Origin of the sequence: Methanonatronarchaeum sp. AMET-Sl, assembly GCF_029854155.1 — an archaeon.
Lineage (GTDB): Archaea > Halobacteriota > Methanonatronarchaeia > Methanonatronarchaeales > Methanonatronarchaeaceae > Methanonatronarchaeum.
In genome coordinates this window covers 362,131-387,412 of sequence record NZ_CP122958.1, presented here as the reverse complement: position 1 = coordinate 387,412, position 25,282 = coordinate 362,131, and the positions used below count along the sequence as shown (strand labels likewise).

Below are 25,282 nucleotides of genomic sequence, written 5' to 3'. Positions count from 1 at the left end.
AAAAGGATTAATAACTAATAACCTTTAGTTCTTACTTCGCTGATTAATGAGGTTGATATATTATGAGCCAAGATAACAAAGAAGAAATTGAAAGATGTTTTAACGTTCTTGATAAAATAATAAATGATAATTCAATTCCTAAAAATATTAGAAGAGCTGCAAAAAACGCTAAAACAGAGATGCAGGGGGATGAAGACCTAACAGTTCGAGCAACAAACGCAATATCTGAATTAAATGAAGTGAACGAAGATCCAAACATACCTGTTCACGCTAGAACTGAAATATGGAATGCAATCTCAATTCTTGAGGGATTAACTGTCGATAACTGACTCTAAATAAATTTGTTTTGCATTCCTTTCAACCAATTCAGTCAATTTACAAGCCCTCTCTATATTTATTGATTTTACAAACAATCCATGGTTCCTAACAAGGGCCACTTCATTATTCTTTAGATAATTAGATACTTCTTCAGCCAAATCAATTGAGCCTGCAGTAATTTCTGGAATAATCTCTATTTCTTTTCCAATTAAGTCTCTTGCTCCTTCACTCCTCAACTTTAGAGAATCTCTTTTTTGTGATATTACAACTGAGTATTCAGGATGGGAATGAACTATGAAACCGGGTCCAGTTTTTTGATATGTTTTTATGTGAAGAGGAGACTCACTGGATGGTTCTTGACCCCCACCCCTTCGTTTCAACTGGAAACTTTGTTCTGAACACCTGAAGAAAACAAAATCTTTTTTTGATAATTTTGAGATATTGGAGCCTGAGGAGGTTATTAGTAGATAGCCTTCACTACAATTACTTATATTTCCACTGTAGCCAGGGAAGAAACAACCGCTTTCTAGATTACTGGTTTTATCTATTATTTGGGAAACTATATTCATTGAAATTGATCCTATTAATCTAATTTAATTTTTATTATTCAATTAACTTATTTGAAAAAAGGTTTGAAATATCCATTTTTAGTTGTTTTTATTTATTTTATTTATATAATATAGTTAGAAAGATTTATATACTTAAAGTTCATAGTTAACCGTGGTACATTTTAATAATAATTAATAATAATATCAACCTACTCATTTCCTAGTTTGCACTTGAAACGAAGGGGTGGGGGTCAACTATAATCCTATAGATTTTAAATTTTAAAGAAAAACAAAACAACTTTTTGAAAATAAACTAAATTGACCAAAAAAATACGTAATCTTAATTTTAAGAAAAATAAACTGTTTTAGGACCCCTTTGTTTCAACTGGAGAATTAATATTGTTTTACCTGTATTATCGCAATTATATTTCTGTTAAAATCAGTTTTAGTGGGCCCGACCGGATTCGAACCGGTGACCTCCGCCATGTCAAGGCGACGTCATGACCGACTAGACCACAGGCCCATCTTGCTTGTTATTTGATTTCAGGTACTTCCATATATTTTTGTTGGTGTTTTTCATTCTTTTTGTATTCTTTGTATTCTTTTTTGGAATGTTGGGTGGGTTGAGAATGGGTGGAAGAGTATGTAGTATAGTGTTGTTGTCCTCTTGTCTGTTTGTTGGTTTGTTTTGTTTTGTATTTTTTTAAGTGCAGATATTAGCCAGGTTTTGTTTTGTCTCAGTTTTTGTGCTGCATATTTGTCGCAGTTGTATTCGATTTTTTGGGATATTTTGGTTATTGTTTTTGGTAGTATTATTCTGGTTATTGCTAGTGTTGTTATTGTGAGTGTTGTTATTGTTGGGTTTGGGATGTTTGTTATTAGTAGGTATGTTGTTGTTGTGATTATTGTTGCGTAGATTAGGGTTAGTAGTGTTAATATTAGGGAGAGTGTTTTTGTTTTTGAGTGGCCTATTTCGTGGAGTATTACTGCGAATATTTCTTCTTTTTCTAGTTCTTGTAGTAGTCCTTTGTTTATTAGGATGTATGATTTTAGAAAGAATATTGATCTTGCGTTGAGTGTTTTGTTTGGTGATATGATTAGTTTTGGTTTTTTAATTTTGTAGTATTGGAATAGTTCGTTTAATCGTGTGTTTTCTTTGATGTCTTTGATTTTATATCCAAGCATTTGTATCAATCTGTTTTATACTTTCTTTTTGGGTTTTATGGTCCTTTGTTTCGTGTGGAGTTTTTTTATTTGTTTTGTTTTGGTTTTTCGTTTTTTATTTGTTGTCTGGTTATGAATTCTTGTGTTGCTGTTCTTATTACTTCGCTTCTGTTTGTGAATTTGTTTTGTTCGATTTGTTTGTCGATTTGTTCTATTAGGTAGTTGTTCATTCTTATTGTTATTCTTTTGTGGCCCATTTTTGGTTTCACCTATTTGTTTCCTAAAACTTTGTCTTATTATAGTCTTACTATAGTAATATTTATATTGTGTTGTTGTAAATAGTAAACTTAATGCAGTGTTTTTGTAAAGGAAATAATATAGTAAAGAACGGTGACTTACCTCGGATAACGCCATTGAGGAAGAAAAACTTTGCTCCGCTCTTTTCACCGCATTGTTTGTGTGAATATTTTTTGGTTTTGGCTTGAGGTGTTATGTATATCCAAGCCAATTGAGGTTTTTAACCTTCTTGACAGACATCTTGGCGATAGTGTTAAGATAATTCTGAAGAGAAATGCACTCGGTAAAACAGTGTACCTAGAGTTCAGAGATAGTCTGTCGATGGAGAAGCTGGATCAGGTTGATTCGTTGGTTCGAGAACTTGGATTCCATTATCAATTGTATCCAGAAAATGATGTTGTTTTGATGAGGATAAGGAGGTAAAGAGATTGAGAGATTCAAATCCTCTAGAAGGCCTTATTTTCATGAGTTTTGGTAGGATTTGCACTACCTGCGGGACAGTCTGGAACGATGAGGAAGAGTTTGATTACTGTCCTTTCTGTGATGCATTGGTTAGCGGAGAGAAACTGAATTTTGGAGGTAGGTTTTTAAGAAAATAATTTTTTTGGGTGTTTCATTTTTACACCCACCTCTCTCTATTTTTTTGTGATTTATTTTTCATATATCTATTTTTTGTTTTGTTTCGTGTGGTTTTTTTGGAGATATTCCACATCATAACTTGTTTTATGTGATTTTTCAATCACAAGACATCAAAATATTTAAATGTTAGTCAAACCACTAAAAACCAAGTGTTCACATGTCAGTTGAAGTTAAAGATGACAGCGTTTTCCTTCCAGACTGGGCAAAAAAATACGCCCAAGAAGTAGCCGGATCAATCCTGCTCTCTGGCAGTCCAGGTAGTATGGTGAAAAAATATAGAGCAAAAACAGCCTTGACACAAAGCCAGGTGAGCAATATAACCGGAGTATCAAGAGAAACGGTGTCAAGAATAGAAAACGACAAACTTGATCCATCCTACAGATTCATCAGGTCATTTACAGGAATAATAGTGCTATCCAGAGCAGTAAAATGCTATTTCGCAAAAAGCGAAAGAATGGGAAGTAAAATCGATCTTCCCTACCTAGAAAGAATCGCCATGGAGCTCGATGTAAACAGAGACCACTTTGAGGAAATAGCTGTGTCATCACTTGACAGTTACGATAAAAAGAAGAAAGAAGTTCTGAAATCCCTGGAGGTATGAAATATTGATTATAGCTTGGATAGATGAAGTAGACAACACAGATATAGAGCTTGTAGGCGGAAAAGGAGCGAGTCTGGGAGAGATGAAACAAGCAGAACTCCCAGTCCCAGATGCATTCGTAGTGACAGCAGAAACATTCCGTAGATTCATAGTCGACAGCGGAATAGACAAAAAAATATTCCAGATACTAGACGAAACAAACGTCGATAACTCAGATGAACTACAGAAAGCAAGCGAAAAAATCAAAGAAATAATAATACAAACAGAAACACCCAACGACATAAGAAAAAAAGTAAATGAAGCCTACAAAGAAATATCAGAAAAAGCTGAAGGAAAGAATGAATTCGTAGCAATAAGATCATCAGCAACAGCAGAAGACCTACCAGACGCAAGCTTCGCCGGACAACAAGAAACATTCCTCAACATCAGAGGCGAAGAAAAAGTAATGAAAAAAATAAAAGAATGCTGGGCATCCCTATACACCGCTAGAGCTATTTTCTATAGAGAAAAACAAGACTTCGAACACTCAAAAGTAAATATAGCAGTAGTAGTCCAAAGAATGGTCAACGCAGAAAAAGCAGGAGTCATATTCACCTCACACCCAACAACAGGAGAAAACGAAGTAATAATAGAAGCAGGATGGGGATTAGGAGAAGGAGTAGTATCAGGATCAGTCTCACCCGACCACTACATCGTAGACAAAAATGGATTCAAAGTTAAGAAAAAAGACATATCCACAAAAAGAACCATGTTCGACCGAGACCCCGAAACCGGAGAAACAAGACACATAGAAGTCCCAGAAGACATGCAAAACAAACCAACACTAACAGATGAAGAAATAACCGAACTAGCCAAAATGGGAGAAGGAGTAGAAATACACTACGAAACACCTCAGGACGTAGAGTGGGCAATAGAAGACAACGAAATATACATGCTCCAATCAAGACCTATAACAACAATAACAGACGAAAAAATACCAGAAAACAAAGCATCTACAGGAAAAATAATATTAGAAGGCCTTGGAGCATCTCCAGGAGTCGGAGCTGGAACAGTAAAAATAGTTAAAAACCTAGATGAACTGGACAAAGTGAAAGAAGGAGACATACTCGTAACATCAATGACAACCCCAGATATGGTTCCAGCAATGAAAAAAGCATCAGCAATCGTAACAGATGAAGGAGGTCTAACATGTCACGCAGCAATTGTCTCAAGAGAACTAAGCACACCAGCAGTAGTAGGAGCAAACGGAGCAAGCAAGACATTGAAAGATGGTCAGGAAGTAACCGTCGATGGTGAAAAAGGAAAGATATACAAAGGCAAAATCAAGGAACAAAAAACACAGAAAACCCAAGAAAAAACTGTTAAAACAGTAACCAACACAGTAACCGCAACAGACATAAAAGTAAACGTCTCAATCCCAGAAGCAGCTGAACGTGCAGCCCAAACAGGAGCAGATGGAGTCGGCCTACTAAGAATAGAACACCTAGTACTAGGACTAAACCGACATCCACAGTCATATGCAGAGAAAGGAGAAGAAGAACTATTCGTAAAAGAACTGGAAAATGGAATAAGAAAAGTAGCCGACGAATTCTATCCAAAACCAGTTTGGATCCGTACACTGGACGCACCAACAGATGAATTCCGAAGCCTAGAAGGCGGAGATAGAGAACCTCAAGAACACAACCCAATGCTAGGATTCAGAGGAATACGAAGAGACCTCCAATACCAAGAAATATTCAGAATGCAGATAAAAGCAATCAAAAAACTCTACGAAAAAGGATATACCAACCTTGGATTAATGCTACCATTAATACAACACCCAAAAGAAGTAGCAAAAGCCAAAGAAATGATGAAAAACCAAGAACTCGATATAGAAAAAATAGACTTCGGAATTATGGTAGAAACACCAGCAGCTGCATTAATAATAGAAGACATAATCAAAGAAGACATCGATTTCGTAAGCTTTGGAACAAACGACCTAACCCAATACACATTAGCAGTTGACAGAAACAACGAAATAGTATCCAATATCTATGACGAAAGACATCCAGCAGTACTCAAACTAATTAAAAGAGTAATAGAGAAATGCAATGAAGCCGACGTAAAAACCTCAATCTGTGGACAAGCAGGAAGCTATCCAGACATAGTAGGCCAGTTAGTAAGAATGGGCATATCAAGCGTTTCAGCAAACATCGACTCAGTCGAAGAAATACGACAAACAGTAGCCAAAAAAGAAAAACAAATATTGTTAGACTCTGTCCGGAAATAAAAAAACACCAAAAAAACAGATGACCCATAAAATACCGATCGACAAAATCACCGAAAAAATCCGGGAAAAAAACCCAGAACTCGTCTCAATACAAATGCCAGAAGGACTCAAAAGAAAAGCACAGAAAATCAGCAATACAATCGAAACAAAAACAGATACACACGTATTGATATCAGGCGACCCCTGCTATGGAGCATGCGACCTCGAGGATTGGGAACTAAAAAAACTCGGGGTCGACCTAATAATACATTTAGGCCACTCAGAGATACCACTAAACACAGAAATAGACGTAGTATACTTCGACATACCAATGGAGATAGAGATCGATAGATTAATAGAAAAAGCAATAGACAAAATAGGTTCTGGAGATATTGGATTAATAACAACAGTCCAACACCACCACCTACTCCCAGAAATCAAGAAAAAACTACCTAAACAAAAAATAAACCCAGTGATCGGTGAAGGCGATAAAGCAATCGCCAACCCAGGCCAAGTATTAGGATGTAATTTCTCAGCAACCGAAATAGACGTAGACAAATACCTATTTATAGGTACAGGAAACTTCCATCCAACAGGAATAGCATACTCAACAAACAAACCAGTCATCATAATCGATCCAGAAAGACAGGAAATAAGAGAAATAGAAAACACAGATCTTTTCATAAAAAAAAGATACGCCACAATAGCAAAAGCCCAAAAAGCCAGTTCTTTCGGAGTGATACTCTCAACAAAAACAGGTCAAACAAGAAAAAAACTAGCCCTAAAAATTAAAGAAAGATTAAAAAAAGAAGGATACAAAGCATCTGTAGTAACAATGGAGGAAGTATCCCCAAACCGATTACTACAACTCGGATACGACGCATACATAAACACAGGTTGCCCCCGAATCACATACGACGACCACAAAAAATATAAACAACCAATCCTAACCCCAACAGAACATGAAATATTGGTTGGCGACAGAGATTGGAGCAACCTCGAATTCGATGAAATAAGAAGACAGTGAATAAACATCTAACTTACATATCTATATTAAAAAAATGTTTGAAAAAACATTAAGATAAATTAGAGAGTGCAGGGATGAACAAAAAACAACTTGAGATAAAACTAACAACACTAAATGGCTTCAAAAACCCTGACCCAAAGTTAGAACAATACCAAACCCCCCCTGGCATAGTAGCATCGATAGTACATCTCGCATACATGCAAGGCAACATAAAAAACCAGAAAGTAATAGACCTTGGATGTGGAACCGGTGCATTCGCAATTGCTGCAAAACTAATGGATGCAGAAAAAGTAGTTGGAGTCGATATCGACCCAAAAGCAATAGAGATCGCCAAACAAAACAGCGAGAAACTAAACGTAGATGTAGAGTGGATACAAAAAGATGTCTCAGAGTTTAAGGGATATAGCGACACAGTATTACAAAACCCACCTTTTGGAGCACAATCCAAAGGAAGCGACAGACCATTCATAAAAACAGCATTAAACACCGCAAAAACAACCTACTCAATCCACAACCAAGGAACCAGAGATTTTGTCGAAAAATATGTTAGAGAACATGGTGGACAGATTGTTGAGATGACAACCATCTTATTCCCAATAGGGAGAACATTTAACTTTCATAAAAAGAAACAGAAACCTGTTAAGGTTAATCTTTATAAATTTATTAGAGACAGTTGACAATGATTAATGATAATTTTACAACCCCAGGTGAGTTCATCGGCACATCCGAGGAATTCACTGGGAAAGAAGGAACATATGAAAAAAACGGTAATGTATACTCCTCACTGACCGGTATAGTCCGAGTCAACGAGGAAGATAGGTCTGTATGGGTAGAGCCAAAAACATCCATCCCACCAGTCCCTGAAAAAGGCGATGAAATAATCGGTAGAGTGAGAGACGTAAAAGATTCAATAGTCCTCATCAACATCGCCAGTCTTGTAGGAAGCGAAGACAGAGAGATAGCTGTAAACGAAGTAGGAGCTATACACGTATCAAACGTAAGCGATGACTACGTAAAAAACCTTGAAAACAAATTCAGAACCGGAGACATAGTTAGAGCCAAAATAATAGTTGAAAAACCCGGTGCAATAGACCTCACCACAAACGAACCACAACTAGGGGTCTTAAGCGCCAAATGCACAAAATGCAATGGATACCTAAAGAAAACCGATAATGGAAAACTTAAATGCCGTAGCTGTGGAGCAGTAGAAACCAGAAAAATATCCTCACTCTTCGGTAAGGAGATTAAATAATGGAATTAGACATACTTGAAGAAACCGATAGAGAAATCAAGATATCACTAATAGGCCAAGACCACACAATCGCAAACCTAATGAAATCAATTTTCCTAAAAGACCCAAGAGTTGAAATAGCCTCATACAACATAGACCACCCAACACTAAGCGACCCAGTACTCCACATAAAAGTAAAAGAAGGAGAAAAACTTTACGAAACAATCAACGACATCATAGAAAACACAATAAACGAATTCAAAGACATAGAAAAACAGTTTTCTAAAACATAAACACATGAATATAAAAGGAGAAATCCGAGTCCTCGGGGTCGATGACGGCCCCTACCAAAAAAACAAAAACCAAAAAACAATAGTCGTGGGAACCGTTTTCCGCGGTGGCTCATGGATCGATGGCGTAACAAGAACAGACATAAAAATCGATGGATTAGACGCCACCCAGAAAATAAGCCAAATGACCCTAAACTCCAGACACCACGACCAAATAAGAGTCATTTTTTTAGATGGAATAACCTACGGCGGAATGAACACCGTAGACATAGAACAACTACACCAAAAAACAAACAAACCAGTGATTGTAGCATCCAGAAAAAAACCAAACTTCAAAGAAATAAAAAAAGCAATACAAAACCTACCAAACCCAGAAACACGATGGAAACACATTAAAAAAGCAGGAAAACCCCAAAAAGTAAAAACAACACCAAACCCCAAAGAAAAACCAATCCACATCCAATACAAAGGAATCGACAAAAAATCAGCAATAAAACTAACCAAACACACATCAACCAAAAGCAGAATCCCAGAACCAATAAGAGTCGCCCACCTAATAGCAACAGGAATATCCACAGGAGACTCACACGGAGGAGCCTAAAACAACCAAAACACCCCAAATAAACTAAAGTAAGGTAAAGTAAGGTAAAGTAAGGTATGGTATGGTAAGGGGCGGGAAATAAATGATCAACTATAGAGAGAAATTCACAGTAAAGGAGATAGAGGAAGTTGGAGACAGAAAAGCTGTTGAACTAATAAACAAACAAGGATTGGGAAACCTAAGGATAACGATACCCCATCAAACGGAAATTAAAAAAGGAGACACATACAGAGTGATAGTGAGGGAGACACAAGAATGACAAAGACAATAAACCAAATAACAAAAAACATACCAGACAAGAAAGTAAATCAAGAAACATTCAAAGCAATCTGGAAAGGAAACAAAAAAACATTAAACCAACTTGAACCGAACAAAAAATACAAAATAACAAACCAAAACCAATATATAATACTCCAAACAGACTCTGAAAACAAGATACAGATATTAATTGCGAAATACGAACCCTTCTAAATAAACCTAAATATACAACAAAAACCTACTATTTCTAGCACTCTATATAACTATTTTATAAAAAAGCTATTTTTGATGTAAACCTTATACTAGTATGATGTTTTGTCCTTCATGTGGTAAAGAAATCTCAGGCGAAAACAGGCTTTGTAGAGAATGTTTTTTAAAAAACGTTGATGTAGTCAAATTACCAGACTTTGTAGACGTAGATGTATGTGTCAAGTGTGGGGCACATAGAGAAGGTGATACATGGATAGACCATGAGGAAAACCAAAAACTAATTTCTGCAGAGATGGCAGTTATGTCTGAACTGCATGTGCATAGGCTAGTTGAAGACCTCGACATAGCTATAGCACTAGACATAGATAGCGACCCTATCCAGGGAGAGGTAACGGTTACGGGAACGATTGAAAACAAACCAATACAAACAACCCTCCCAACAACTGTTCGAATAAGAGACACCTCATGTGAGAGATGTAACAAAGCTTCAGCAGGATATTTTGAATCCGTAGTTCAAGTAAGAAGACCTGGAATGGAGTTATCCAACCAAGAAATAAACATAATCCATAAATCAGCATTAAAACTAGCTGAAAGAGAACGAATAGATGAAAGAATGTCCTATATATCAGATGTTGCAGAAACAGATGGTGGATTCGATATATACACCGGGACAAAACAACTGGGATTAAAGATATCGAAATTAATTAAAAAAAGATATGGCGGCACATACACCCAGTCAGGCACATTGATTGGTGAAAAAGATGGACAGAAAGTCTATAGAACAGCATACTCCCTAAAACTACCTCCATTCAGAAAAGGAGACATAATAACCGTAGATCAAAAACCAGTCGGGATAACCGGTACAGGCCGAACAATAACAGGGATCGAGCTTGAAACAGGAGACCAATACCGAAGCGACTGGAAACACATGAAGGACAAGGAAATAAAGAGAATCGGGAACCTCCAAGAGGTGGATAAAGGAGTAATCTCAATGGTTTCAGAAAACGTAGTACAGGTCGTTGAACCAATCGAGTATACAAACGTAAAACTAAAAAGACCATCCTTCATTAAAAAAATGGATGAAGGAACAGAAAAAGGAGTATTCAAACACAATAAAGACTATTTATTAATCCCAGAGAAATTTACCAAAACAAAATCCAAAACTAAATAAAAGAGAATGAATGAACTAAAAAAACTAATAAACAAAGGCGAGAACGGGGATGTCGAGTTCAAAGAAATCCTAAAAAAAGACATCCACCTAAACACAGACCGAAAGATGGGTCTCGCAAGCCAACTAAAATACCGTTTATTAGAGGGTAACGGCTCCGCCAGATACATAATAGGAGTTAGAGACGACGGCACAATACGCGGACTAAACAAAACTGAATTCAATGAAACAACTGAAGTCATAAATAAAATCGCAGAAGACATAGGAGCCCAAATAGTCGAAACAAAAACACAAACAGTTGACGGAAAAAAAACAGGACTCATAAAAATAAACTCAAAATCCAACCAACTTGAACACCTAATAATAGGGACAGCAGGCCACGTAGACCATGGAAAAAGCACCCTACTCGGAGCAATAGTAACAGGAAAACCCGACAACGGATCAGGCAAAGCCAGATCATACTTCGATGTACAACCCCACGAAATAGAGCGAGGACTAAGCGCCGACCTCAGCTATGGAGTATACGGTTTCGATGAAAAAGGACAGCCAATAAAACTAAAAAACCCATTAAACAACCAAGAAAAAAGCGAAGTAATCTCAAATGGAGTTAAAGCCATCTCCTTCGTCGATACAGTAGGCCACGAACCCTGGTTACGAACAACAATCAGAGGAATAGTAGGACAAAAACTAGATTACGGCCTACTTGTAGTTGCAGCAGACGACGGAGTAACACACGTCACAAAAGAACATCTAGGCATACTACTAGCTATGGACCTCCCCACAATAGTAGCCATAACAAAAACCGATTTAGTAGAACCAGAAAGAACCAAAGAGGTTCTTGAACAAACAACACGCCTAATAAAAAAAGTAGGGAAAGTCCCCTACAGAATAAAAGACAAAAAAGACATCCAAACCATAATAAACAAACAAAACGACGTATTAATCCCAATAATAAAGACATCAGCCGTAACAATGGAAGGAATCCCCCTACTCGACCGTTTATTCTACTGCATAACACCAAGACAGAAACAAAGCCAAGGCCCATTCAGAATGTATATAGACAAAGTCTACAAAGTAACAGGCATCGGCCGAGTCGTCAGCGGCACAGTAATGACCGGTAAAATAAAAACAGGAGAAAAAGCCCTACTCGGACCAATCGACAACGAATATAAAGAAGTCAAGATACAAACCATCGAAATGCACCACCACAGAGTAGAAGAAGCATCAGCAGGAGAAATCGTAGGCATATCAGTAAAAGGAGCAGAAAAAATCGACATAAAAAGAGGAATGGCATTATGTTCACCACAAACCAACCCAGAAACAGTAAAAGAATTCATAGCTGACATAGTCGTATTAAACCACCCAACAAAAATAGAAGAAGGATACGAACCAGTAATCCACATAGAAACAATATCAGAAGCAACAAAGTTCACAGATATAAAAGGAGACTACATAACAGCAGGAGAAAAAACAGAAGCAAAACTCAAATTCAAATTCAACTCACACTACGTACATAAAGGCCAGAAATTCATATTCAGAGAAGGAAAAAGCAAAGGAATTGGAACAATCAAACAAATAATCAAATAACAACCAAACCCCCCTAACCCACCACCAACAAAAAACCTGTTTCTTACATTCATAGCCACGGTTGGGGTTGGATGCTTGCGTAACATCTTTAGGTGAGTAGTCTCTATATACTGACAACGCTGACAAGAACGGTGCGCTGAATATTGGTAAACGAGCCTTGGGCAAGTTCTCGAAACCGCTGTCCGAGGCGGGGGCTGTACTGGCACAGCCCAAAACGCAGGTCATCGTCCAACGTGACGACGAACCTGCGAACCTCTCCGTATCCGTGGGTTCAACCCCCAGTGGGGGAACCCCACGGCTTTAGCCGTGGGAGGATGTCAGTGTCACCTAAAAGTTAAAGATTTACAGGAACATTGACTACTGGGATGGCCCGGAAAATACCTATTCAGTGGCTTAAGTTATGCAACTACTGTGAAACGCGTTTCTATTTAAACCTAATTAATAATTTCCGGGCCGGATACAACGATAACAAACCCCTACTAGATGTTGAAGAGGAAGAAAATCCAGAAAAAAATAAACAAAGACCAAGCGTTGAAATAACTGTCGAAGATGCCTTAAAGAGAACAAAAGGGACCGATGAGATTTTAATAGGCCGTGACGTACATCTCGTAGGAAAACAACTTGCAGGCCGAATCGACCAGATCCATATCGAGGACTGCAGAATAATAATAACTAAAAACAATTCATGTGACGTCCCATACCCACCCGACAGAATAAAGGTATTTGGATACTGCGTGATGTTTGAAAAAAAATTCAATCCAAACAGAACCCTATACGCTAAACTCAGAAACCAAAAAAACTACAAAGTAATCTATATCGAGAGATTCAGTGATATCTGGAGAGAAAAAATAGAAAAACAGATAGAAGCGATATAGGAAATCTCAAATAAAGAAAGAAAACCCAAAACAACCGATCATAAAGACAGATGCCATCGATGCGAGTTCAATGGACAATGCAGAGCCACATCAAACAAGAAAAAAAGCATTTTCTAGAAATAACCCATTAAAACAAAATAAATTGTTTCAATCCATCCAACTAAGTTAAGAAAAAACTTAACAAACCATTTTTTTGTTTTCATTTCAAGAGCTCCAGAAAAATCCAATAAAAACCTTCATGATTTTTAAGGATATATAATGATTTTAAACAACTTTTTTAGGAAATAAACAATCTAGGTAACTGTAATAAAGATTTAATCTATAATGATTATTCATTTCTAAAAATCTTTATATGTGGGGCCGTTAAATCATTAAATAGAAGGTGAAGATTATGAAAACAAAACCAAATACAAAAAAATACATCAAGAAAAAACACATAGACCCATGCTCGCTAGAAATCCATGACTCCCTGGAATCCCGAATAGAAAGAATAAAAAAAGAAACTAAAGCAACCACACCATCAAACTACTGCCCACTCACAATACACGACTCCATAGAATCCAGAATAGAAAGAATAAACAAACACTAAATAAATTAACTTTAAAGCTTGTATAAATCGGGAGTAGGGTCAGAGGGCCATATAAACGCCCGCCTCCGGTTCTGACCCTACCCCCCTAAAACCCTAATTTTTAAAACCCAAAACAACCCCACAATAAAACATAAACCAGTTACCAAAAAACCAACCCCAGTAACCCCAGTAAACACTATAAAAATAACTAAAAATAAACCCTAAAAACAATTAGGGACTAGGTAGATGAACGATAAACCAAAAATAAGACAATTCCACCAAAAAGACCTACTAGAAATCAACAAAATAGAAACAAAAGTTTTCAACAAAGAATCATACCACCCATACACCTTTTTAGAATACAACACACCTAAAAACATTTTTTACGTAGTTGAAAAACAAAACAAAATCATCGGATACGTAATAATAACACCAACAACAACCAAAAACGCCAAAATAATATCAATAGCCATAGACCCAGAACACCAATCACAAGGAATCGGCACCAAACTACTGAAAAAAGCAATAAACACAACCAAAAAACAAAAAACCAAAAAAATATCCCTAGAAGTCAAAAAAACAAACAAAAAAGCAATAAAATTCTACAGAAAACTAGGATTCCAAAAAACAAAAACAAAAAAACAATACTACAACAATGGAGAAGACGCATACTACATGACCAAAAAAACACAACAAAAAACCAAAGAAACAGAAAGAAACAAACACTAAACTCAGGAAACACAACCTAAAGAGATAAAAAACTAAAAAAACAAATATCTATTCGAAATGAATGAAAAACTAAATAAACTACTTGAAGTATTTGTTGACCAAGGGGAGATGGGAATCGAAATCAACGACCTCGTATTAAGATACGACAACAAAAAAATCAGTGTAGAAGGCAATATGCAGTTTAAAATCGAAGAGTGATTATATTGGAAGTTAAGGGGAATTTCGCACTAAACATTGGAGGGGAAGAAACAGCAACCCTCCATATCGATGAAAAACAGATAACAATAAACATAAAAAAAATCACAAAAACAGCAAAAATACTAAAAACAATCCACAGACAAACCAAACAAACCAAAAAAACAGAAAAACAAAAAACCCAACAAACAACAGAGATGCCGATAACCCTAATAAACTACCTAAACCACAAAGGATACAAAATAAAAATAAAAATCAAAGGATTAACAATCATTCGCAACCTAACACCAAGCAACCTAGAACTAATAAACAAATTCCTCTAAAAACACAAAGAAAATGAAAGGAAAAAAATGGTATAAAGACCCGGAAATCGCAGAAAAATACGAACCCAAAAGATTCAGCGGCGCAGGAGGATCATACATAAACCAAACCGAAAAATCCTGCGTCAAAAACGCCCTAGGAGAAATAAAAGACCAAAAAATCCTAGAGATAGCAACAGGAACAGGCCGTTTCTCCCTAATGCTAGCAGAAATGGGTGCAGACGTAACAGCCTGCGACATATCCAGTCCAATGCTAGAGATAGCTCAAACAAAAGCAGATAAAAAAGGCCTAACAGACACAATCAATTTCTTCAAAGGCGACGCCGAAAAACTCCCATTCAAAGACAACACATTCGACAAAGTCATGGCAATAAGATTCATGCACCTAGTAGACGAACCAGAGAAATTCCTAAAAGAAATGGCCAGAGTCTCCAAAAACACAGTAATATTCGACACATTCAACCTACAGAGCTTCAGAATACTCTACAACAAAATACTACCAATGGACAGCCGACTATACTCCAACGAAGAAATAAAAGAACTCGCAGAAAAAACCAACCTCGAAATAACAGACAAAATAGACAGCTTCGTAATACCATTCGCAATCTATAGATTCACCCCCGACCTACTAGCCAACACCCTAAAAGAAATAGACTACACAATCCTCAACAAACAAACCGGAAAAAAACTCAGCTCAGTAACCTACTGGAAACTCAAGAAAAAAAAAACAAAGGAGGAAAAATAAATCCCCCAGAAAATCCAAGGACACAAACAAATAACACAATACATAATAAAAAACTATAGAAACGCAGAAAAAATAATCGAAATAGGAACAGGCAAACACCTAGAATTCACTGAAACACTAAAAAAAGAACTAGACGCCGAAATAATAGCCATAGACATCAAAAAACACAAAAAAACCATACAAGACAACGTATTCAACCCCAAAATAAACCTATACAAAAACACAGACCTAATATACTCAATAAGACCACCACTAGAAATACAAAAACCAATAGCAGAAATAGCAAACAAAGTCCAAGCAGACATCATAATAAAACCATACGAAAAAGAAATACAAGACCTATCCAACCAACTAAAAAAATACAAACTAAAAAACCTCGGACCAATCCCAATATACATAGGAAAACCAAAAACCGAAAAAACACCATTCAACCAAAACTAATTTATACCTCCGGAACAATTCAATTCCACACTAACACTTAACAAACTGCCCGAGTAGTGTAGTGGCCCATCATGTGGCCCTGTCGAGGCTACGACCCGGGTTCAAATCCCGGCTCGGGCGTCTAATTCTAAGTTTAACTCCCTCTTCTAAGTAGGTAGTGACGACTATACCTTGACACAGGTTGAGAAATCAATAATCTGTCAATCCTATTCCTCAAAACAAAATGTATATTGGTGATATAGTTGCTAACACTTGATTATGAGGGAAAAGCTAGGAGAGAGTTAAAGAACATAAGGGGGTTCAAAAGAAATAACACAATCCAACAAAGACCTCCTGATAGATTACCACAGAGATCTTGTTTTACAGGACTATAGTGGGGCAAGGAAACATAAACTCCTAAACACTCTTAAAATAATAGCAAGAGAGATACACTATAATTTTAGCGAAGCAACAGAGGAAGACATAAAGACCACAGTTGTAGAGATACAGCAGAAAAATCTATCCAAGACAACCAAAAGAGACTATAAAGTCATATTGAAAAGTTTCTACAAATGGATAAACGGTGGAGAGTATCCAAGTAAGGTTAAATGGATTAATACAACCCAGAAAGGTAAAGATAAATCTAAACTTCCTAAAGACCTCTTAACAGAGGAAGACATACTTAAATTACTGAGAAAATGCACCCACGTAAGAGACAAAGCCTTTATATCTATTCTATGGGAGACCGGAGCCAGAATTGGTGAGTTGATTGATTTAGAGGTCGGAGATTTCGAAGACCACCATCATGGATTCAAAATTAATTTAAATGGTAAAACGGGAGAACGTAGGTTGTTGTTGATAAGCAGTGTACCCCACCTTACCACCTGGTTAAACTCACATCCAAACAGAAATGATAAGGATGCTCCGCTATGGGTTAACATAGGTAATTCACATAATGGCCAGAAATGCAGTTACATGGCTTTGAGTAAGATTCTTAAGAAGACAGCTAAAGAGGCTGGTGTAGATAAACCGGTTAATCCACATCAGTTTAGGCATAGTAGGACCACATATCTGGCCAACGAGTTTACGGAAGCACAGCTCTAGTGGTTCGAATGGGAACAGGGGTCGGATATGCCATCTAAATATGTACACCTATCAGGAAGAGATATCGATAACAAGTATGCAGAGTTACATGGTGAAAAGGTGGAGAAGGAGTCAAAATCTTCTTCACTTGCTCCGCTGAGTTGCCCTAGATGTGAAGCCGATAATAGTCCTGAATCTAATTTCTGTTTTAGGTGTGGTCAGGCAATGAATATTAAAGCTCAACAGGAATTGGATAAGGGTGGTGAAAGGGTGATGAAGGCTTTTGCAGAGTTGCAGGACGGGGATGTTATGGGGATGTTGAAGTTGACCTCGAAGCTATGTAGTTTGATGGAGGAGGATAGGGAGGTTAGAGAGAGGGTTGAAATGCTTTAATCCCTCTCATCTCCCTCCTCTTCTTCTTTTCCCAACAATTCTTTCTCTAGATTTGGTGGTTTATCTTTTGTTGTTGAAAATTGGTAGATTTCTGGTTTTTTCTCCACCGCATCTGCTTCGCTTATTATTTTTTCTATAAGATGTTTTTCTTGTAAAGGATCCCAGAAAGGCATCTCTATCTTTATCTCTAGGTAATCGATTTCTTCCTTTGGATAACTTTTTGTTTCTTCTTTGTTTTGGTAGAGTTGTTTTGGTAATATTATCTCTGTTTGTTTCTCGTTTATTGAGGAAAGTGGTAGGTAGCTTGGTTTCTCCGTGCTTATTCTCTCTGTCTCCTTTATCATCTGTTCACCAGGCTGTTTACTCCAGTTTAACTCGAGTATATCTTCAACCTGTTTCTTTCTATTTTTGTAGATTTAGATAATAGCACTACAGCTATCACTTATTGATGTGCCTTTATTTTTTATTTCAGCTATATAATAGATTTCTTTCTCCACTTTAAGAGGATGAAGGCCATACTTTAAAATATAATCCTTATAATCGAATAAATAAAAAGAGCCTTACCGAATTAAAGATTGAGCTTGAAATAATCTACTACTATGTAATAATAGAAGCGTTCGAATGGGTATCCTGGAAACTCTTCCATAACTATCTAAAAGAAAAGTATGGATATAATAAAAGCCTGCCAACCCTCAGCAGAAAGAAGATTGAAATAGCCGATAAATGGAATCTAGATAGCTATAGAAATAAAAACATATATGAAATAATAAACGGAGTGTATTATAGTACTCCTTTTCTTAGCTTTCTTTGTTGTTGTATTTATCGTTGTTTGGTTGTTGGTTCTGGTTCTAGTTTTGTTGTTGGGGTGGGTGAGCCGGTTAGGAGGTCCAGTCCGTATTTCACTAAACCTAAACAGCAGAATGATAAGATTGGTTTGCTTGGTGAGAGGATTGTTGGAACAGGCCTTGGATTGTTTCTTGAAGACAATGAATTTGGGTTGACAGTCTATGATTTGGTGTATGAGGGATATTTGAGAGATGGAGAACACATTGATTTTAGATTCAAAATCCCATTCTACGAATTTGATATCGAGATCGAGGTGAAGAACTGGAACGGCAAGAACTATGAAGATAGTTATTTGAAAGATGTTTCTAACCAATTTAACAGCAGGTTTTCTGATGACATAATCTTTAAGGTGCTAATAACCTTTGGTTTTGAAGAAGGAAGGCTTGAACCATACATAGATAATGACATCTATCACATCAACTTTGAAAAGCACATCAAAGACCAACACACATTAATCGAGTGTATAGAGAAGTTCTCTAAAGAGATAAAGAAAGAAATAAAGAGGTATATAGGGCCTTTTAGTGAGTATTATGGCTATTAATCGAGTTAAATGGATGTCAGATCTGTTGGCCCTATCTCAAGAGATTGGGGAATTGGATGGGCTTAAAGTCTGTGTAGATGTTTTTTTCGAAAAACCCCCCCACCTCCCTAAATGTCAGGAATATGATGAAGAGATAGACCCAACCAACAAACATATAGTGCTGAAAAAAGGGGAGAAAGTCATGGAGGCCTACCACTTTGAATGCTTCCCCGAACCAACAGAAGAACTAGAGAGACACTTATCCCCAGCATTTAAAATAGCAGAACTATCAAACACACTAAAAGAGAAATATTGTCCATGATTATCTTTATAGAGATAATTTGATAAGATAATTTAACGATAGTAAATATGTGGCGAGATATGGATTGGTATTTAGAAAAATTTAATGAATTTAAGAAACAAAGCAATAGAATACTTTTCATTACGATTTTCGCAAAATTCTTGTTTGGAGTAGGGTTGGGAGCATTATTGGCAAGCTATTTTCAAGCACATGATTGGATATTATGGGGTTGGATATTGATAATCGTATCACTGTTACTCAGCATACCTGTAATATACGCCTTATTTATCCAAAAATAATTTCTCAAGCACCTCTAATCAATCCAAGTCTTCATCTGAGACAATACAATCAAACTTGCCCGATAAATTCTAAACTTCTTCAAAAATATAGAGAATATAAATAAAAAACACCCATTAAAAAACACCCTAACCACCCCAACTCCAACAGAAAAACTAGAGCAGTACTAAAAAGAAAACCAGATTGATTGATAGAGCTATAAAAAATAATAGGTCTTCAGAGAAAACTTAAATAAAACAGTTTTAACTGAATATTGAGCGGCTCTAAGATAGATTTCATAATCAGTCTACTCCAAAAAATACCTACAGAAAGAATAAAATTTAATCAAAAACCATTCAGAACACAGTCTCTATCACCATCATCATACCTCAGTATATAGATAATAACCAAACGACTAATAAGAGGTTTTTTAATTTAAGGATTGGAGGAATAATTAGAAAATTTAAATGAATATTAATTGAATTGAAAAGTTTTATGATTAGGGTTTTAATTTTTCTATTTTATTTAACTAAAGGTCATGGAATATTGTTTGAGGAGCCTTTTTTTATAGTCAGAATGGGTGTATGAAAGGGGTTATATGTAGATTGTGGGATTAAAAAGATATCTATCGTTGAGATAGAGGTTGGGGATGGCTAAGTAAGTAGTGTGTTTTTGCAAAAAAAGTTGGTGGTTGTTTTTGGTGTAGAATGGGTATAGTGTTGGTTTTTTGTTATGTTTTTAGGTAGATGAGGACCCCCTCCTTTATTTGGGAGGGGTCGAATTTTGGCGTTTTGAAGGAAATGGATCTGGTTGGGTAAAGGCGAAATAAACCCTTTCCAGATCCAGTATGGAGCTGTTTTTGTTTTTTTACAGTCCGTAGTTTTTTGGATCGAATTTTGGTAGGTCTCCGTATTCGTTGAGGCATTCTTCTACGAATTTGTCTTCTTCTTCTGGTAGTGCTCTTAGGTCTGTTACTATTGTGTCTAGTGTGTCTTTTTCGTGTGAGCTGAGTTGGAGTTCTCCTTTTTCGTTTGCTTCTTCGATTAGTTCGGCTGCTTTGAGTGCGGCTGCTTTTGATCTTCTGTAGTAACTGTCTCCCTCTTCCACCATGGCTTCTCCTATTTTGTATGCGTTGTCGTATGCTGTTATGAAGCTTTCTGGGGATCGGTATCTGTCTGACGCCATGTAGATGTCTCTTAGTGTTTTGTCTTCTCCTAGTTCTTTGGCTGTGTTCATGAGGGATACTTCGTATCCTACTGCTTCCGCCCATGTTCCGCTGCTCCATCCACTGAATTCTTCGTGGAATTCAGCTGACTCGTTTGACCAACCATCACATACCTGTGCGGCTAGATTACCCATTAGGTCAGCATGCGCAACACTGCAATCCTTCCCTTCCATTACGATTGGTTTGCCTGCGATTGCTTTTACGATTGGTCCTTCGTATCCGCAGTCTTTGTCTGGTCCGGTTGCTCCTTGTTCCCAGGCGACTATTGTTCGGCCTGCGCAGATTGCTCTTGTGATTGCGCTGAATGTTCTTGCTATGTCTTGGTCTAGGTATCCGCCTGCTATGAACATTGCTGTGTTTGCTGCTGGGCAGTTTGTGTCTCCTCCTGGTACTACGTTGTTTTTTTCTGCGATGTCGACTATTTGGCTCCAGAGCCATTCCATGTCGATGGATCCTAGGTATCCGATTCCGAATAGGAATGCTTTTATGTCTCCTCTTTGTATTCCGTAGTCGGCTAGTTCCATTCCTCCTGATGATTCGATTTTTAGTACGTCGGCTCCGTTTTCGGCTGCTATTTCGAAGCTGCCGATTACTTTTTCTGGGTAGAATGATTCTCGGTCTTGTCCGTGTCTTAGGCCTTTTTCTGATACTCTTAGGTCTGGGATTGTGTGGGTTGTTGCTGTTGCTATTCCGTGTTCTTCTGCGAATTCTTCTGCTATTGCGGCTTGGTTTTGGATTGCTGGTCCTTGTGCGTATTCTACTGGGTTTTCTCCCATTTGGTGTACCCATTCGTTTTCTATTTCTTGTGTTGGGAATCCTAGTGTTACTGCTCTTTGTAGTATTGTTTTGGTTATTTTTCGGAATTCGGTTTTTAGTTTTTCTGGTCGTGCTTCTGCTCCTGGTCTTGGTGCTATTTTAGTTACTCCGAATACTTGGCCGCCTCCTGCTGTTATTTGGGGGCCGTGTCCGTAGGTTACAGGTTCTTTCGCTTCTCCAAAAATCATTTCTTCTGGATCGTCATACGCCATTTCAGTATATTTAGACATTTTTAATTCTCCTTTTTTTATGTTATTTTGTTTTTAGGTTATGCTGATGATGGTACGATTTCATCGTACTCTTCTCTTATTTCTTTCCATGTTTTTCCGTTTATGACTGCTTCGCATATGTTTGGTCCGTCTGCTGCTTCATCGGCGTATACTCCCATTGGGAAGCTGTGTACGTAGGATTGGTTGACGGCTCCACCGGCTCCAATAAATGTTACGTTGACTCCTTCTTCTTCTAATCTCTTGGCAACTCGTGGGAAGGCTGTTTGTGTTGTGGTCATTAATGCCGTTCCTGTTACTACGTCTGGGTTTTTCTCTTTTACTGCGTCTACTACGTCTTCGACTGGTACGTCTCTTCCTAGGTCGATTACTTCGTAGCCTTGTGCTTTGAGCATTGCTGCTGCGATATCTTTTCCAATGTCGTGTGGATCTCCTTCTGCTGCGTGCATTATGATTTTTCCTTTTGCTTCTCTTGATCTTCCTTTGTTGGCCATTGCTTCTTCGCATAGCTCTATTCCTTTGCTCATTGCGTCTCCTGCGAGTATTAGTTGAGGTAGGTAGTATATTCCTCTTGAGTATAGTTCTCCGTTGATGTCCATTCCTGGGATTAGGCCTTTGTTTATAACGTCTTCTGGTTCGTGTTTGTTGAGTGCTTTTTCTACTTCGTCGGTTACGTCTTCAAGGAAGACTAGTTTTTTTGTGATTGTTTTCCATGGTTCTCCTTTGGGTGCCATTTCTTTGAAGACGTCTTCGGGTGTAGCTTCTTGCTCCACCTTGACGTCGTATCGTATGAATATGTTTTCAAGGTTTGCTCCGCTTATGTTTACCATTTTTTATTCTCCACTTTTTTAACTGATTTGACATGATATATAAAGTTTTTGTTGATTAAGTGTTCTGAAGCTTTTATTTTTGTGTTAAGAAATTAATAACACTCTGATTGGTTTAAAAAAGTCTATAAACGATATTTTTTAGTCATAAGTTGGGTAGGATTGAGTATAAACTGAAAAAAACAATTTTTTTATGAAAAAATATTTTCATAAATTGGGATAAAATAACAAGGAAAAAGGGTATTTACGGTTCTTCTGTCACACAAATAAAATACGGTAATAAAGTATATCTATTGTAGCTGTGGAAAAATCTGGGTTTATGTTGGTTTGTGTCAATAAAAAGCGTTTGTTGGTTTGGTTATATGTAGTTGAGTACTGAATTTATTTATAATTTCAAAGTTGACTAAAATATTATGGGTAATGGTTTGGGGTTTGAGGATTTATAATGGGTCTGGATACACTGCAAAAACAGATATTGAATGAATTATATGAGGGCCGGAGTTCTTACTCTGAAATAGGAGAGAAGCTTGATATAAGTCAGACAACGGTGTATAGGAAAATAAAGGAAATGGAGGAGGAGGGGTATATTCAAAAGAATCGGGCGATTCTTCCTAACTATAATAAATTGGATATATCTGTTGTTGCTTTGGGTATTTCCTTAAAAGATATTGAATCAGAGGATAAAGTTATCGATATTCTCAAGAATGATGAATATTCTAACATACTTTTTAGAGGTTATTTAGAGCACAGTATAATTTCTATCTTGTTTTGTGAGGAAGGTAAGGCTGGTAAGGCGGTTAAAAAAATTAAAAATGAGTTTAGGCAAAATAACATAAATCCTGAAACCGTTGATATCACGATTAGTACAGCAATAGAGAAAATAGATATGCTGCCTAACCTATCTAAAACACTTTAATTTAATGTTTATTGTTGTTTTATTTAGGGAATTCCATAATGTATTTATTGCCGTAAAGACCTTTCGAAGGCCCTTCGATGATTTTTATGTTGTTTAATTCGCTTATTTTTCTGATTAAATAAAGTCTTATGTCTTTCTTTCCCTCTAGATTTATTGTCCAGTAGTCTTCGCTTGTAAGGTCGTATTCTAATCCATCGTCTTCGTACATGATCTTAACTCCTTCGCTGTCTTTTATGTCTTTAATTAATATATTACGTGATTTTGATGTGTTTACCGATATCCGTAATAGGTTGGAGAGAAGTTCTGTTGTTAGTTTATTTGTATCGATTATGTAGTCGTTGCATTCGATGTGAACTTTAACTCGTCTGGACTCAATTTCTTTTTGGTTTTTATTTAACGCTTCTTTAAAAAGTCGTATTAAACTGAATTCAGTATTTTGGTAGTTTTTTTCACTGAATACTGGTGCAATGTCATCGATTAGTGTTTTTATTTCCTTTACATTTTCTTTTGTGCTAAATAAAAACTCGGATTCAATCTCAGGGATATTTTGATCGCTTAGTATGTTAAGGTATTTATAGGATAAATCGATTTTGTCTTTAAAGACATTGAGTAGTAGTGAGTTGAAGAACTCAACCTTCTGCTCGGTTTCAATTCTATTTGATATATCCCGCATTATATTTAGTGATACTAAACGTCCTCTATATTTAATTAAGTTGGAGCTTATTTCAAATGGAATTTTGTTCCCTTCTTTTGTTATTATTACGGTTTTAAACACAATGGATTTCTTTTCCTGCAGTTTCTCCATCCGTTCGTCCATCGATTCAGCAAACTTAGGCATCTCTAAATCTAAGGTACGCATCATAAGTAGTTCATCTTGAGTGTACTCTAGTTTTTGCCCAGCTGTCTCGTTAACCTGAATTATTCTGTATGGATATTTGATTTCATTTATTAGCACAATATCGTTGAGGTTGTTTATTAATTTATGATACTCTTTTTCACGTTTTTTCTGTTTTGTTATATCTTTACCTTCAATGAATAGTAACGGAAGACCTTCATTACTGTCTTGAATCGGTTTAAGTGTGAAGTAATAATCACGTTTTTTATCTCCAACTCTACTTACCTCGAATTCACATGCACCGGTTTTCACTGCTTGCTCAATGCAGTTTTGGATTTCTTCTTGAATTTCTTCAGAATGGAACCACCAAGGGGTGTTCCAGAATAAACGCCCCTCTACCGCTCTTTTATCTGCGTTGATTAATTCCATAGCGGATTTATTGATTGAGATTAAAACTCCATCTGAATCTAAAACACCTACAAAGGATTTTAATTCATCAAATATCTCTACTAAACGTTTATTGCTTTTTCTGAAATCCCTAGCAAGTTCTTCACTTTTTTTCTTTGAAAAAAACTCCTGGACTTCATAATCTATAGCTTTATAAAGATATTCGATGTTGTTTTTGACAATAGACCTCTTTATAAAACGATCTACATTTAGGTCGAGGGCCCTTACAAAATCTTCATTGATAAATTCATCGGTTATAATAAGTAATGGTGTGTCTTTATCTAATTTCTCACAAACCTTCTCTACGACATTAAACTCATCATAACTGGAGTAATCAAACACGATAGCGTCAAAATCTATGTCAGAACGCTCTAAAAAGTCATTTAACTCAATAACTGAAACATCAAAACTAAATTGGTCATTAATACCAGACCTAAATGACCGGGAATAACCCCTGTCCTTACTTATGAAGAGCACTAAAGACTCTTGGAACTTCATGATAACTCAAATCCAGAATTTTTTTAATATATA

Annotated in this window: 32 protein-coding genes, 2 tRNA genes and 1 pseudogene; 27 read left to right on the top strand and 8 right to left on the bottom strand. The window is 36.7% G+C overall.

The features are described from left to right. Positions 1–62 precede the first annotated feature (62 nt). Entirely contained in the window at positions 63–329 is a 267-nt protein-coding gene (locus tag QEN48_RS01910) for a UPF0147 family protein (RefSeq protein ID WP_280108727.1), read from the top strand. Here QEN48_RS01910 and QEN48_RS01905 read toward each other — a convergent pair. From QEN48_RS01905 to QEN48_RS01890, 4 genes are all read right to left on the bottom strand, one after another. Next, a complete protein-coding gene (locus QEN48_RS01905) occupies positions 312–887 on the bottom strand; it encodes a class II aldolase/adducin family protein (protein WP_280108726.1) in 576 nt (191 codons plus the stop codon). The two genes, QEN48_RS01910 and QEN48_RS01905, sit on opposite strands and share 18 nt — an antisense overlap. A 428-nt stretch (positions 888–1,315) precedes the next feature. Beyond that, positions 1,316–1,389, bottom strand: a tRNA-Val gene (locus QEN48_RS01900). A gap of 53 nt (positions 1,390–1,442) precedes the next feature. After that, positions 1,443–2,051, bottom strand: a complete 609-nt coding sequence (locus tag QEN48_RS01895) for a M48 family metalloprotease (protein WP_280108725.1) — start codon at positions 2,049–2,051, stop codon at positions 1,443–1,445. A 65-nt stretch (positions 2,052–2,116) separates the two neighbouring features. Next, positions 2,117–2,299: a ribbon-helix-helix domain-containing protein gene (locus QEN48_RS01890; protein WP_280108724.1), complete on the bottom strand. Its 183-nt coding sequence runs from the start codon at positions 2,297–2,299 to the stop codon at positions 2,117–2,119. Between the two features lie 456 nt (positions 2,300–2,755). On the opposite strand from QEN48_RS01890, the gene QEN48_RS01885 reads away from it, so the two are divergent. From QEN48_RS01885 to QEN48_RS01785, 22 genes and pseudogenes are all read left to right on the top strand, one after another. Beyond that, positions 2,756–2,926: a hypothetical protein gene (locus QEN48_RS01885; RefSeq protein ID WP_280108723.1), complete on the top strand. Its 171-nt coding sequence runs from the start codon at positions 2,756–2,758 to the stop codon at positions 2,924–2,926. Positions 2,927–3,123: 197 nt separating this feature from the next. Next, entirely contained in the window at positions 3,124–3,567 is a 444-nt protein-coding gene (locus QEN48_RS01880; RefSeq protein ID WP_280108722.1) for a helix-turn-helix transcriptional regulator, read from the top strand. 1 nt (position 3,568) lies between these two features. Next, the gene (ppsA, locus tag QEN48_RS01875; protein ID WP_347985122.1) at positions 3,569–5,836 is read left to right on the top strand and encodes a phosphoenolpyruvate synthase; all 2,268 of its coding nucleotides are present in this window, start codon (positions 3,569–3,571) and stop codon (positions 5,834–5,836) included. Positions 5,837–5,855: 19 nt separating this feature from the next. Next, on the top strand, positions 5,856–6,842 hold the full coding sequence (gene dph2, locus QEN48_RS01870; protein ID WP_280108720.1) for a diphthamide biosynthesis enzyme Dph2: 987 nt from the start codon (positions 5,856–5,858) through the stop codon (positions 6,840–6,842). A gap of 74 nt (positions 6,843–6,916) precedes the next feature. Beyond that, the gene (locus QEN48_RS01865) at positions 6,917–7,519 is read left to right on the top strand and encodes an METTL5 family protein (RefSeq protein ID WP_280108719.1); all 603 of its coding nucleotides are present in this window, start codon (positions 6,917–6,919) and stop codon (positions 7,517–7,519) included. Between the two features lie 2 nt (positions 7,520–7,521). Further along, entirely contained in the window at positions 7,522–8,094 is a 573-nt protein-coding gene (locus tag QEN48_RS01860; protein WP_280108718.1) for an exosome complex RNA-binding protein Csl4, read from the top strand. Then, positions 8,094–8,366: a DNA-directed RNA polymerase subunit L gene (locus QEN48_RS01855; RefSeq protein WP_280108717.1), complete on the top strand. Its 273-nt coding sequence runs from the start codon at positions 8,094–8,096 to the stop codon at positions 8,364–8,366. Before QEN48_RS01860 ends, QEN48_RS01855 begins: the two co-directional genes overlap by 1 nt. A 4-nt stretch (positions 8,367–8,370) precedes the next feature. Then, positions 8,371–8,964 carry a DUF99 family protein gene (locus QEN48_RS01850; RefSeq protein ID WP_280108716.1) on the top strand — a complete coding sequence of 198 codons (594 nt, stop codon included), beginning with the start codon at positions 8,371–8,373 and terminating at the stop codon, positions 8,962–8,964. An 82-nt stretch (positions 8,965–9,046) separates the two neighbouring features. After that, a complete protein-coding gene (locus QEN48_RS01845) occupies positions 9,047–9,223 on the top strand; it encodes a hypothetical protein (protein WP_280108715.1) in 177 nt (58 codons plus the stop codon). Beyond that, the gene (locus QEN48_RS01840; RefSeq protein WP_280108714.1) at positions 9,220–9,435 is read left to right on the top strand and encodes a hypothetical protein; all 216 of its coding nucleotides are present in this window, start codon (positions 9,220–9,222) and stop codon (positions 9,433–9,435) included. Before QEN48_RS01845 ends, QEN48_RS01840 begins: the two co-directional genes overlap by 4 nt. 94 nt (positions 9,436–9,529) lie before the next feature. Continuing rightward, positions 9,530–10,603, top strand: coding sequence for an NMD3-related protein (locus tag QEN48_RS01835; RefSeq protein WP_280108713.1), 1,074 nt, complete (start codon positions 9,530–9,532; stop codon positions 10,601–10,603). A 6-nt stretch (positions 10,604–10,609) separates the two neighbouring features. After that, positions 10,610–12,187 carry a GTP-binding protein gene (locus QEN48_RS01830; RefSeq protein ID WP_280108712.1) on the top strand — a complete coding sequence of 526 codons (1,578 nt, stop codon included), beginning with the start codon at positions 10,610–10,612 and terminating at the stop codon, positions 12,185–12,187. Between the two features lie 112 nt (positions 12,188–12,299). Then, positions 12,300–12,491 (top strand): annotated as a pseudogene (locus QEN48_RS07955) (RNA-guided endonuclease TnpB family protein); the annotation flags it as partial. Between the two features lie 49 nt (positions 12,492–12,540). Next, complete coding sequence (locus tag QEN48_RS01825; RefSeq protein WP_280108711.1) at positions 12,541–13,062, top strand: hypothetical protein; 522 nt, start codon at positions 12,541–12,543, stop codon at positions 13,060–13,062. A 391-nt stretch (positions 13,063–13,453) separates the two neighbouring features. Next, complete coding sequence (locus QEN48_RS01820) at positions 13,454–13,651, top strand: hypothetical protein (RefSeq protein ID WP_280108710.1); 198 nt, start codon at positions 13,454–13,456, stop codon at positions 13,649–13,651. A 225-nt stretch (positions 13,652–13,876) separates the two neighbouring features. Continuing rightward, the gene (rimI, locus tag QEN48_RS01815) at positions 13,877–14,359 is read left to right on the top strand and encodes a ribosomal protein S18-alanine N-acetyltransferase (RefSeq protein ID WP_280108709.1); all 483 of its coding nucleotides are present in this window, start codon (positions 13,877–13,879) and stop codon (positions 14,357–14,359) included. 57 nt (positions 14,360–14,416) lie between these two features. Continuing rightward, complete coding sequence (locus QEN48_RS01810; protein ID WP_280108708.1) at positions 14,417–14,557, top strand: hypothetical protein; 141 nt, start codon at positions 14,417–14,419, stop codon at positions 14,555–14,557. A 5-nt stretch (positions 14,558–14,562) separates the two neighbouring features. After that, on the top strand, positions 14,563–14,877 hold the full coding sequence (locus QEN48_RS01805) for a hypothetical protein (RefSeq protein ID WP_280108707.1): 315 nt from the start codon (positions 14,563–14,565) through the stop codon (positions 14,875–14,877). Between the two features lie 13 nt (positions 14,878–14,890). After that, the gene (locus QEN48_RS01800) at positions 14,891–15,619 is read left to right on the top strand and encodes a class I SAM-dependent methyltransferase (protein ID WP_280108706.1); all 729 of its coding nucleotides are present in this window, start codon (positions 14,891–14,893) and stop codon (positions 15,617–15,619) included. Positions 15,620–16,107: 488 nt separating this feature from the next. After that, a tRNA-Asp gene (locus QEN48_RS01795) sits at positions 16,108–16,180 on the top strand. Between the two features lie 414 nt (positions 16,181–16,594). Next, complete coding sequence (locus QEN48_RS01790; protein ID WP_280108705.1) at positions 16,595–17,143, top strand: tyrosine-type recombinase/integrase; 549 nt, start codon at positions 16,595–16,597, stop codon at positions 17,141–17,143. 27 nt (positions 17,144–17,170) lie between these two features. Continuing rightward, the gene (locus QEN48_RS01785; RefSeq protein WP_280108704.1) at positions 17,171–17,515 is read left to right on the top strand and encodes a zinc ribbon domain-containing protein; all 345 of its coding nucleotides are present in this window, start codon (positions 17,171–17,173) and stop codon (positions 17,513–17,515) included. Here the strand turns inward: QEN48_RS01785 and QEN48_RS01780 are convergent. Further along, positions 17,512–17,859 (bottom strand): hypothetical protein, encoded by a 348-nt coding sequence (locus QEN48_RS01780; protein ID WP_280108703.1) that lies wholly within the window; start codon positions 17,857–17,859, stop codon positions 17,512–17,514. The genes QEN48_RS01785 and QEN48_RS01780 overlap by 4 nt on opposite strands. Positions 17,860–18,344: 485 nt before the next feature. Between QEN48_RS01780 and QEN48_RS01775 the strand changes: the two genes are divergently transcribed. Genes QEN48_RS01775 through QEN48_RS01765 form a run of 3 tightly spaced genes read left to right on the top strand, consistent with a single transcriptional unit; the run spans position 18,345 to position 19,481 of the window. Next, positions 18,345–18,902: a hypothetical protein gene (locus QEN48_RS01775; protein WP_280108702.1), complete on the top strand. Its 558-nt coding sequence runs from the start codon at positions 18,345–18,347 to the stop codon at positions 18,900–18,902. Positions 18,903–18,915: 13 nt separating this feature from the next. After that, complete coding sequence (locus tag QEN48_RS01770; protein ID WP_280108701.1) at positions 18,916–19,203, top strand: hypothetical protein; 288 nt, start codon at positions 18,916–18,918, stop codon at positions 19,201–19,203. A gap of 59 nt (positions 19,204–19,262) precedes the next feature. Continuing rightward, positions 19,263–19,481 (top strand): hypothetical protein, encoded by a 219-nt coding sequence (locus tag QEN48_RS01765; RefSeq protein WP_280108700.1) that lies wholly within the window; start codon positions 19,263–19,265, stop codon positions 19,479–19,481. Between the two features lie 844 nt (positions 19,482–20,325). On the opposite strand, the gene QEN48_RS01760 is transcribed toward QEN48_RS01765, so the two are convergent. Both QEN48_RS01760 and QEN48_RS01755 read right to left on the bottom strand, forming a co-directional pair. Beyond that, a complete protein-coding gene (locus QEN48_RS01760) occupies positions 20,326–21,729 on the bottom strand; it encodes a methyltransferase MtaB domain-containing protein (protein WP_280108699.1) in 1,404 nt (467 codons plus the stop codon). 38 nt (positions 21,730–21,767) lie between these two features. Next, positions 21,768–22,556 carry a cobalamin-dependent protein gene (locus QEN48_RS01755; protein WP_280108698.1) on the bottom strand — a complete coding sequence of 263 codons (789 nt, stop codon included), beginning with the start codon at positions 22,554–22,556 and terminating at the stop codon, positions 21,768–21,770. Between the two features lie 442 nt (positions 22,557–22,998). Between QEN48_RS01755 and QEN48_RS01750 the strand changes: the two genes are divergently transcribed. Continuing rightward, a complete protein-coding gene (locus QEN48_RS01750) occupies positions 22,999–23,469 on the top strand; it encodes a winged helix-turn-helix transcriptional regulator (protein ID WP_280108697.1) in 471 nt (156 codons plus the stop codon). A gap of 19 nt (positions 23,470–23,488) precedes the next feature. Here the strand turns inward: QEN48_RS01750 and QEN48_RS01745 are convergent, their stop codons facing one another. Beyond that, positions 23,489–25,249, bottom strand: coding sequence for a PAS domain S-box protein (locus tag QEN48_RS01745; RefSeq protein WP_280108696.1), 1,761 nt, complete (start codon positions 25,247–25,249; stop codon positions 23,489–23,491). Positions 25,250–25,282: the final 33 nt, after the last annotated feature.

Bases quoted from the DNA above. Each gene is read 5' to 3' on its own strand.
- QEN48_RS01845 (WP_280108715.1), top strand. From the start codon at position 9,047: ATGATCAACTATAGAGAGAAATTCACAGTAAAGGAGATAGAGGAAGTT.
- QEN48_RS01820 (WP_280108710.1), top strand. From the start codon at position 13,454: ATGAAAACAAAACCAAATACAAAAAAATACATCAAGAAAAAACACATA.
- QEN48_RS01810 (WP_280108708.1), top strand. From the start codon at position 14,417: ATGAATGAAAAACTAAATAAACTACTTGAAGTATTTGTTGACCAAGGG.
- QEN48_RS01780 (WP_280108703.1), bottom strand. From the start codon at position 17,859: ATGATAAAGGAGACAGAGAGAATAAGCACGGAGAAACCAAGCTACCTA.
- QEN48_RS01880 (WP_280108722.1), top strand. From the start codon at position 3,124: ATGTCAGTTGAAGTTAAAGATGACAGCGTTTTCCTTCCAGACTGGGCA.
- QEN48_RS01800 (WP_280108706.1), top strand. From the start codon at position 14,891: ATGAAAGGAAAAAAATGGTATAAAGACCCGGAAATCGCAGAAAAATAC.
- QEN48_RS01840 (WP_280108714.1), top strand. From the start codon at position 9,220: ATGACAAAGACAATAAACCAAATAACAAAAAACATACCAGACAAGAAA.
- QEN48_RS01895 (WP_280108725.1), bottom strand. From the start codon at position 2,051: ATGCTTGGATATAAAATCAAAGACATCAAAGAAAACACACGATTAAAC.
- QEN48_RS01865 (WP_280108719.1), top strand. From the start codon at position 6,917: ATGAACAAAAAACAACTTGAGATAAAACTAACAACACTAAATGGCTTC.
- QEN48_RS01760 (WP_280108699.1), bottom strand. From the start codon at position 21,729: ATGTCTAAATATACTGAAATGGCGTATGACGATCCAGAAGAAATGATT.
- QEN48_RS01905 (WP_280108726.1), bottom strand. From the start codon at position 887: ATGAATATAGTTTCCCAAATAATAGATAAAACCAGTAATCTAGAAAGC.
- QEN48_RS01745 (WP_280108696.1), bottom strand. From the start codon at position 25,249: ATGAAGTTCCAAGAGTCTTTAGTGCTCTTCATAAGTAAGGACAGGGGT.
- dph2 (WP_280108720.1), top strand. From the start codon at position 5,856: ATGACCCATAAAATACCGATCGACAAAATCACCGAAAAAATCCGGGAA.
- QEN48_RS01750 (WP_280108697.1), top strand. From the start codon at position 22,999: ATGGGTCTGGATACACTGCAAAAACAGATATTGAATGAATTATATGAG.
- QEN48_RS01855 (WP_280108717.1), top strand. From the start codon at position 8,094: ATGGAATTAGACATACTTGAAGAAACCGATAGAGAAATCAAGATATCA.
- QEN48_RS01755 (WP_280108698.1), bottom strand. From the start codon at position 22,556: ATGGTAAACATAAGCGGAGCAAACCTTGAAAACATATTCATACGATAC.
- QEN48_RS01910 (WP_280108727.1), top strand. From the start codon at position 63: ATGAGCCAAGATAACAAAGAAGAAATTGAAAGATGTTTTAACGTTCTT.
- rimI (WP_280108709.1), top strand. From the start codon at position 13,877: ATGAACGATAAACCAAAAATAAGACAATTCCACCAAAAAGACCTACTA.
- QEN48_RS01770 (WP_280108701.1), top strand. From the start codon at position 18,916: ATGTCAGATCTGTTGGCCCTATCTCAAGAGATTGGGGAATTGGATGGG.
- QEN48_RS01835 (WP_280108713.1), top strand. From the start codon at position 9,530: ATGATGTTTTGTCCTTCATGTGGTAAAGAAATCTCAGGCGAAAACAGG.
- QEN48_RS01860 (WP_280108718.1), top strand. From the start codon at position 7,522: ATGATTAATGATAATTTTACAACCCCAGGTGAGTTCATCGGCACATCC.
- QEN48_RS01765 (WP_280108700.1), top strand. From the start codon at position 19,263: ATGGATTGGTATTTAGAAAAATTTAATGAATTTAAGAAACAAAGCAAT.
- QEN48_RS01830 (WP_280108712.1), top strand. From the start codon at position 10,610: ATGAATGAACTAAAAAAACTAATAAACAAAGGCGAGAACGGGGATGTC.
- QEN48_RS01785 (WP_280108704.1), top strand. From the start codon at position 17,171: ATGCCATCTAAATATGTACACCTATCAGGAAGAGATATCGATAACAAG.
- QEN48_RS01850 (WP_280108716.1), top strand. From the start codon at position 8,371: ATGAATATAAAAGGAGAAATCCGAGTCCTCGGGGTCGATGACGGCCCC.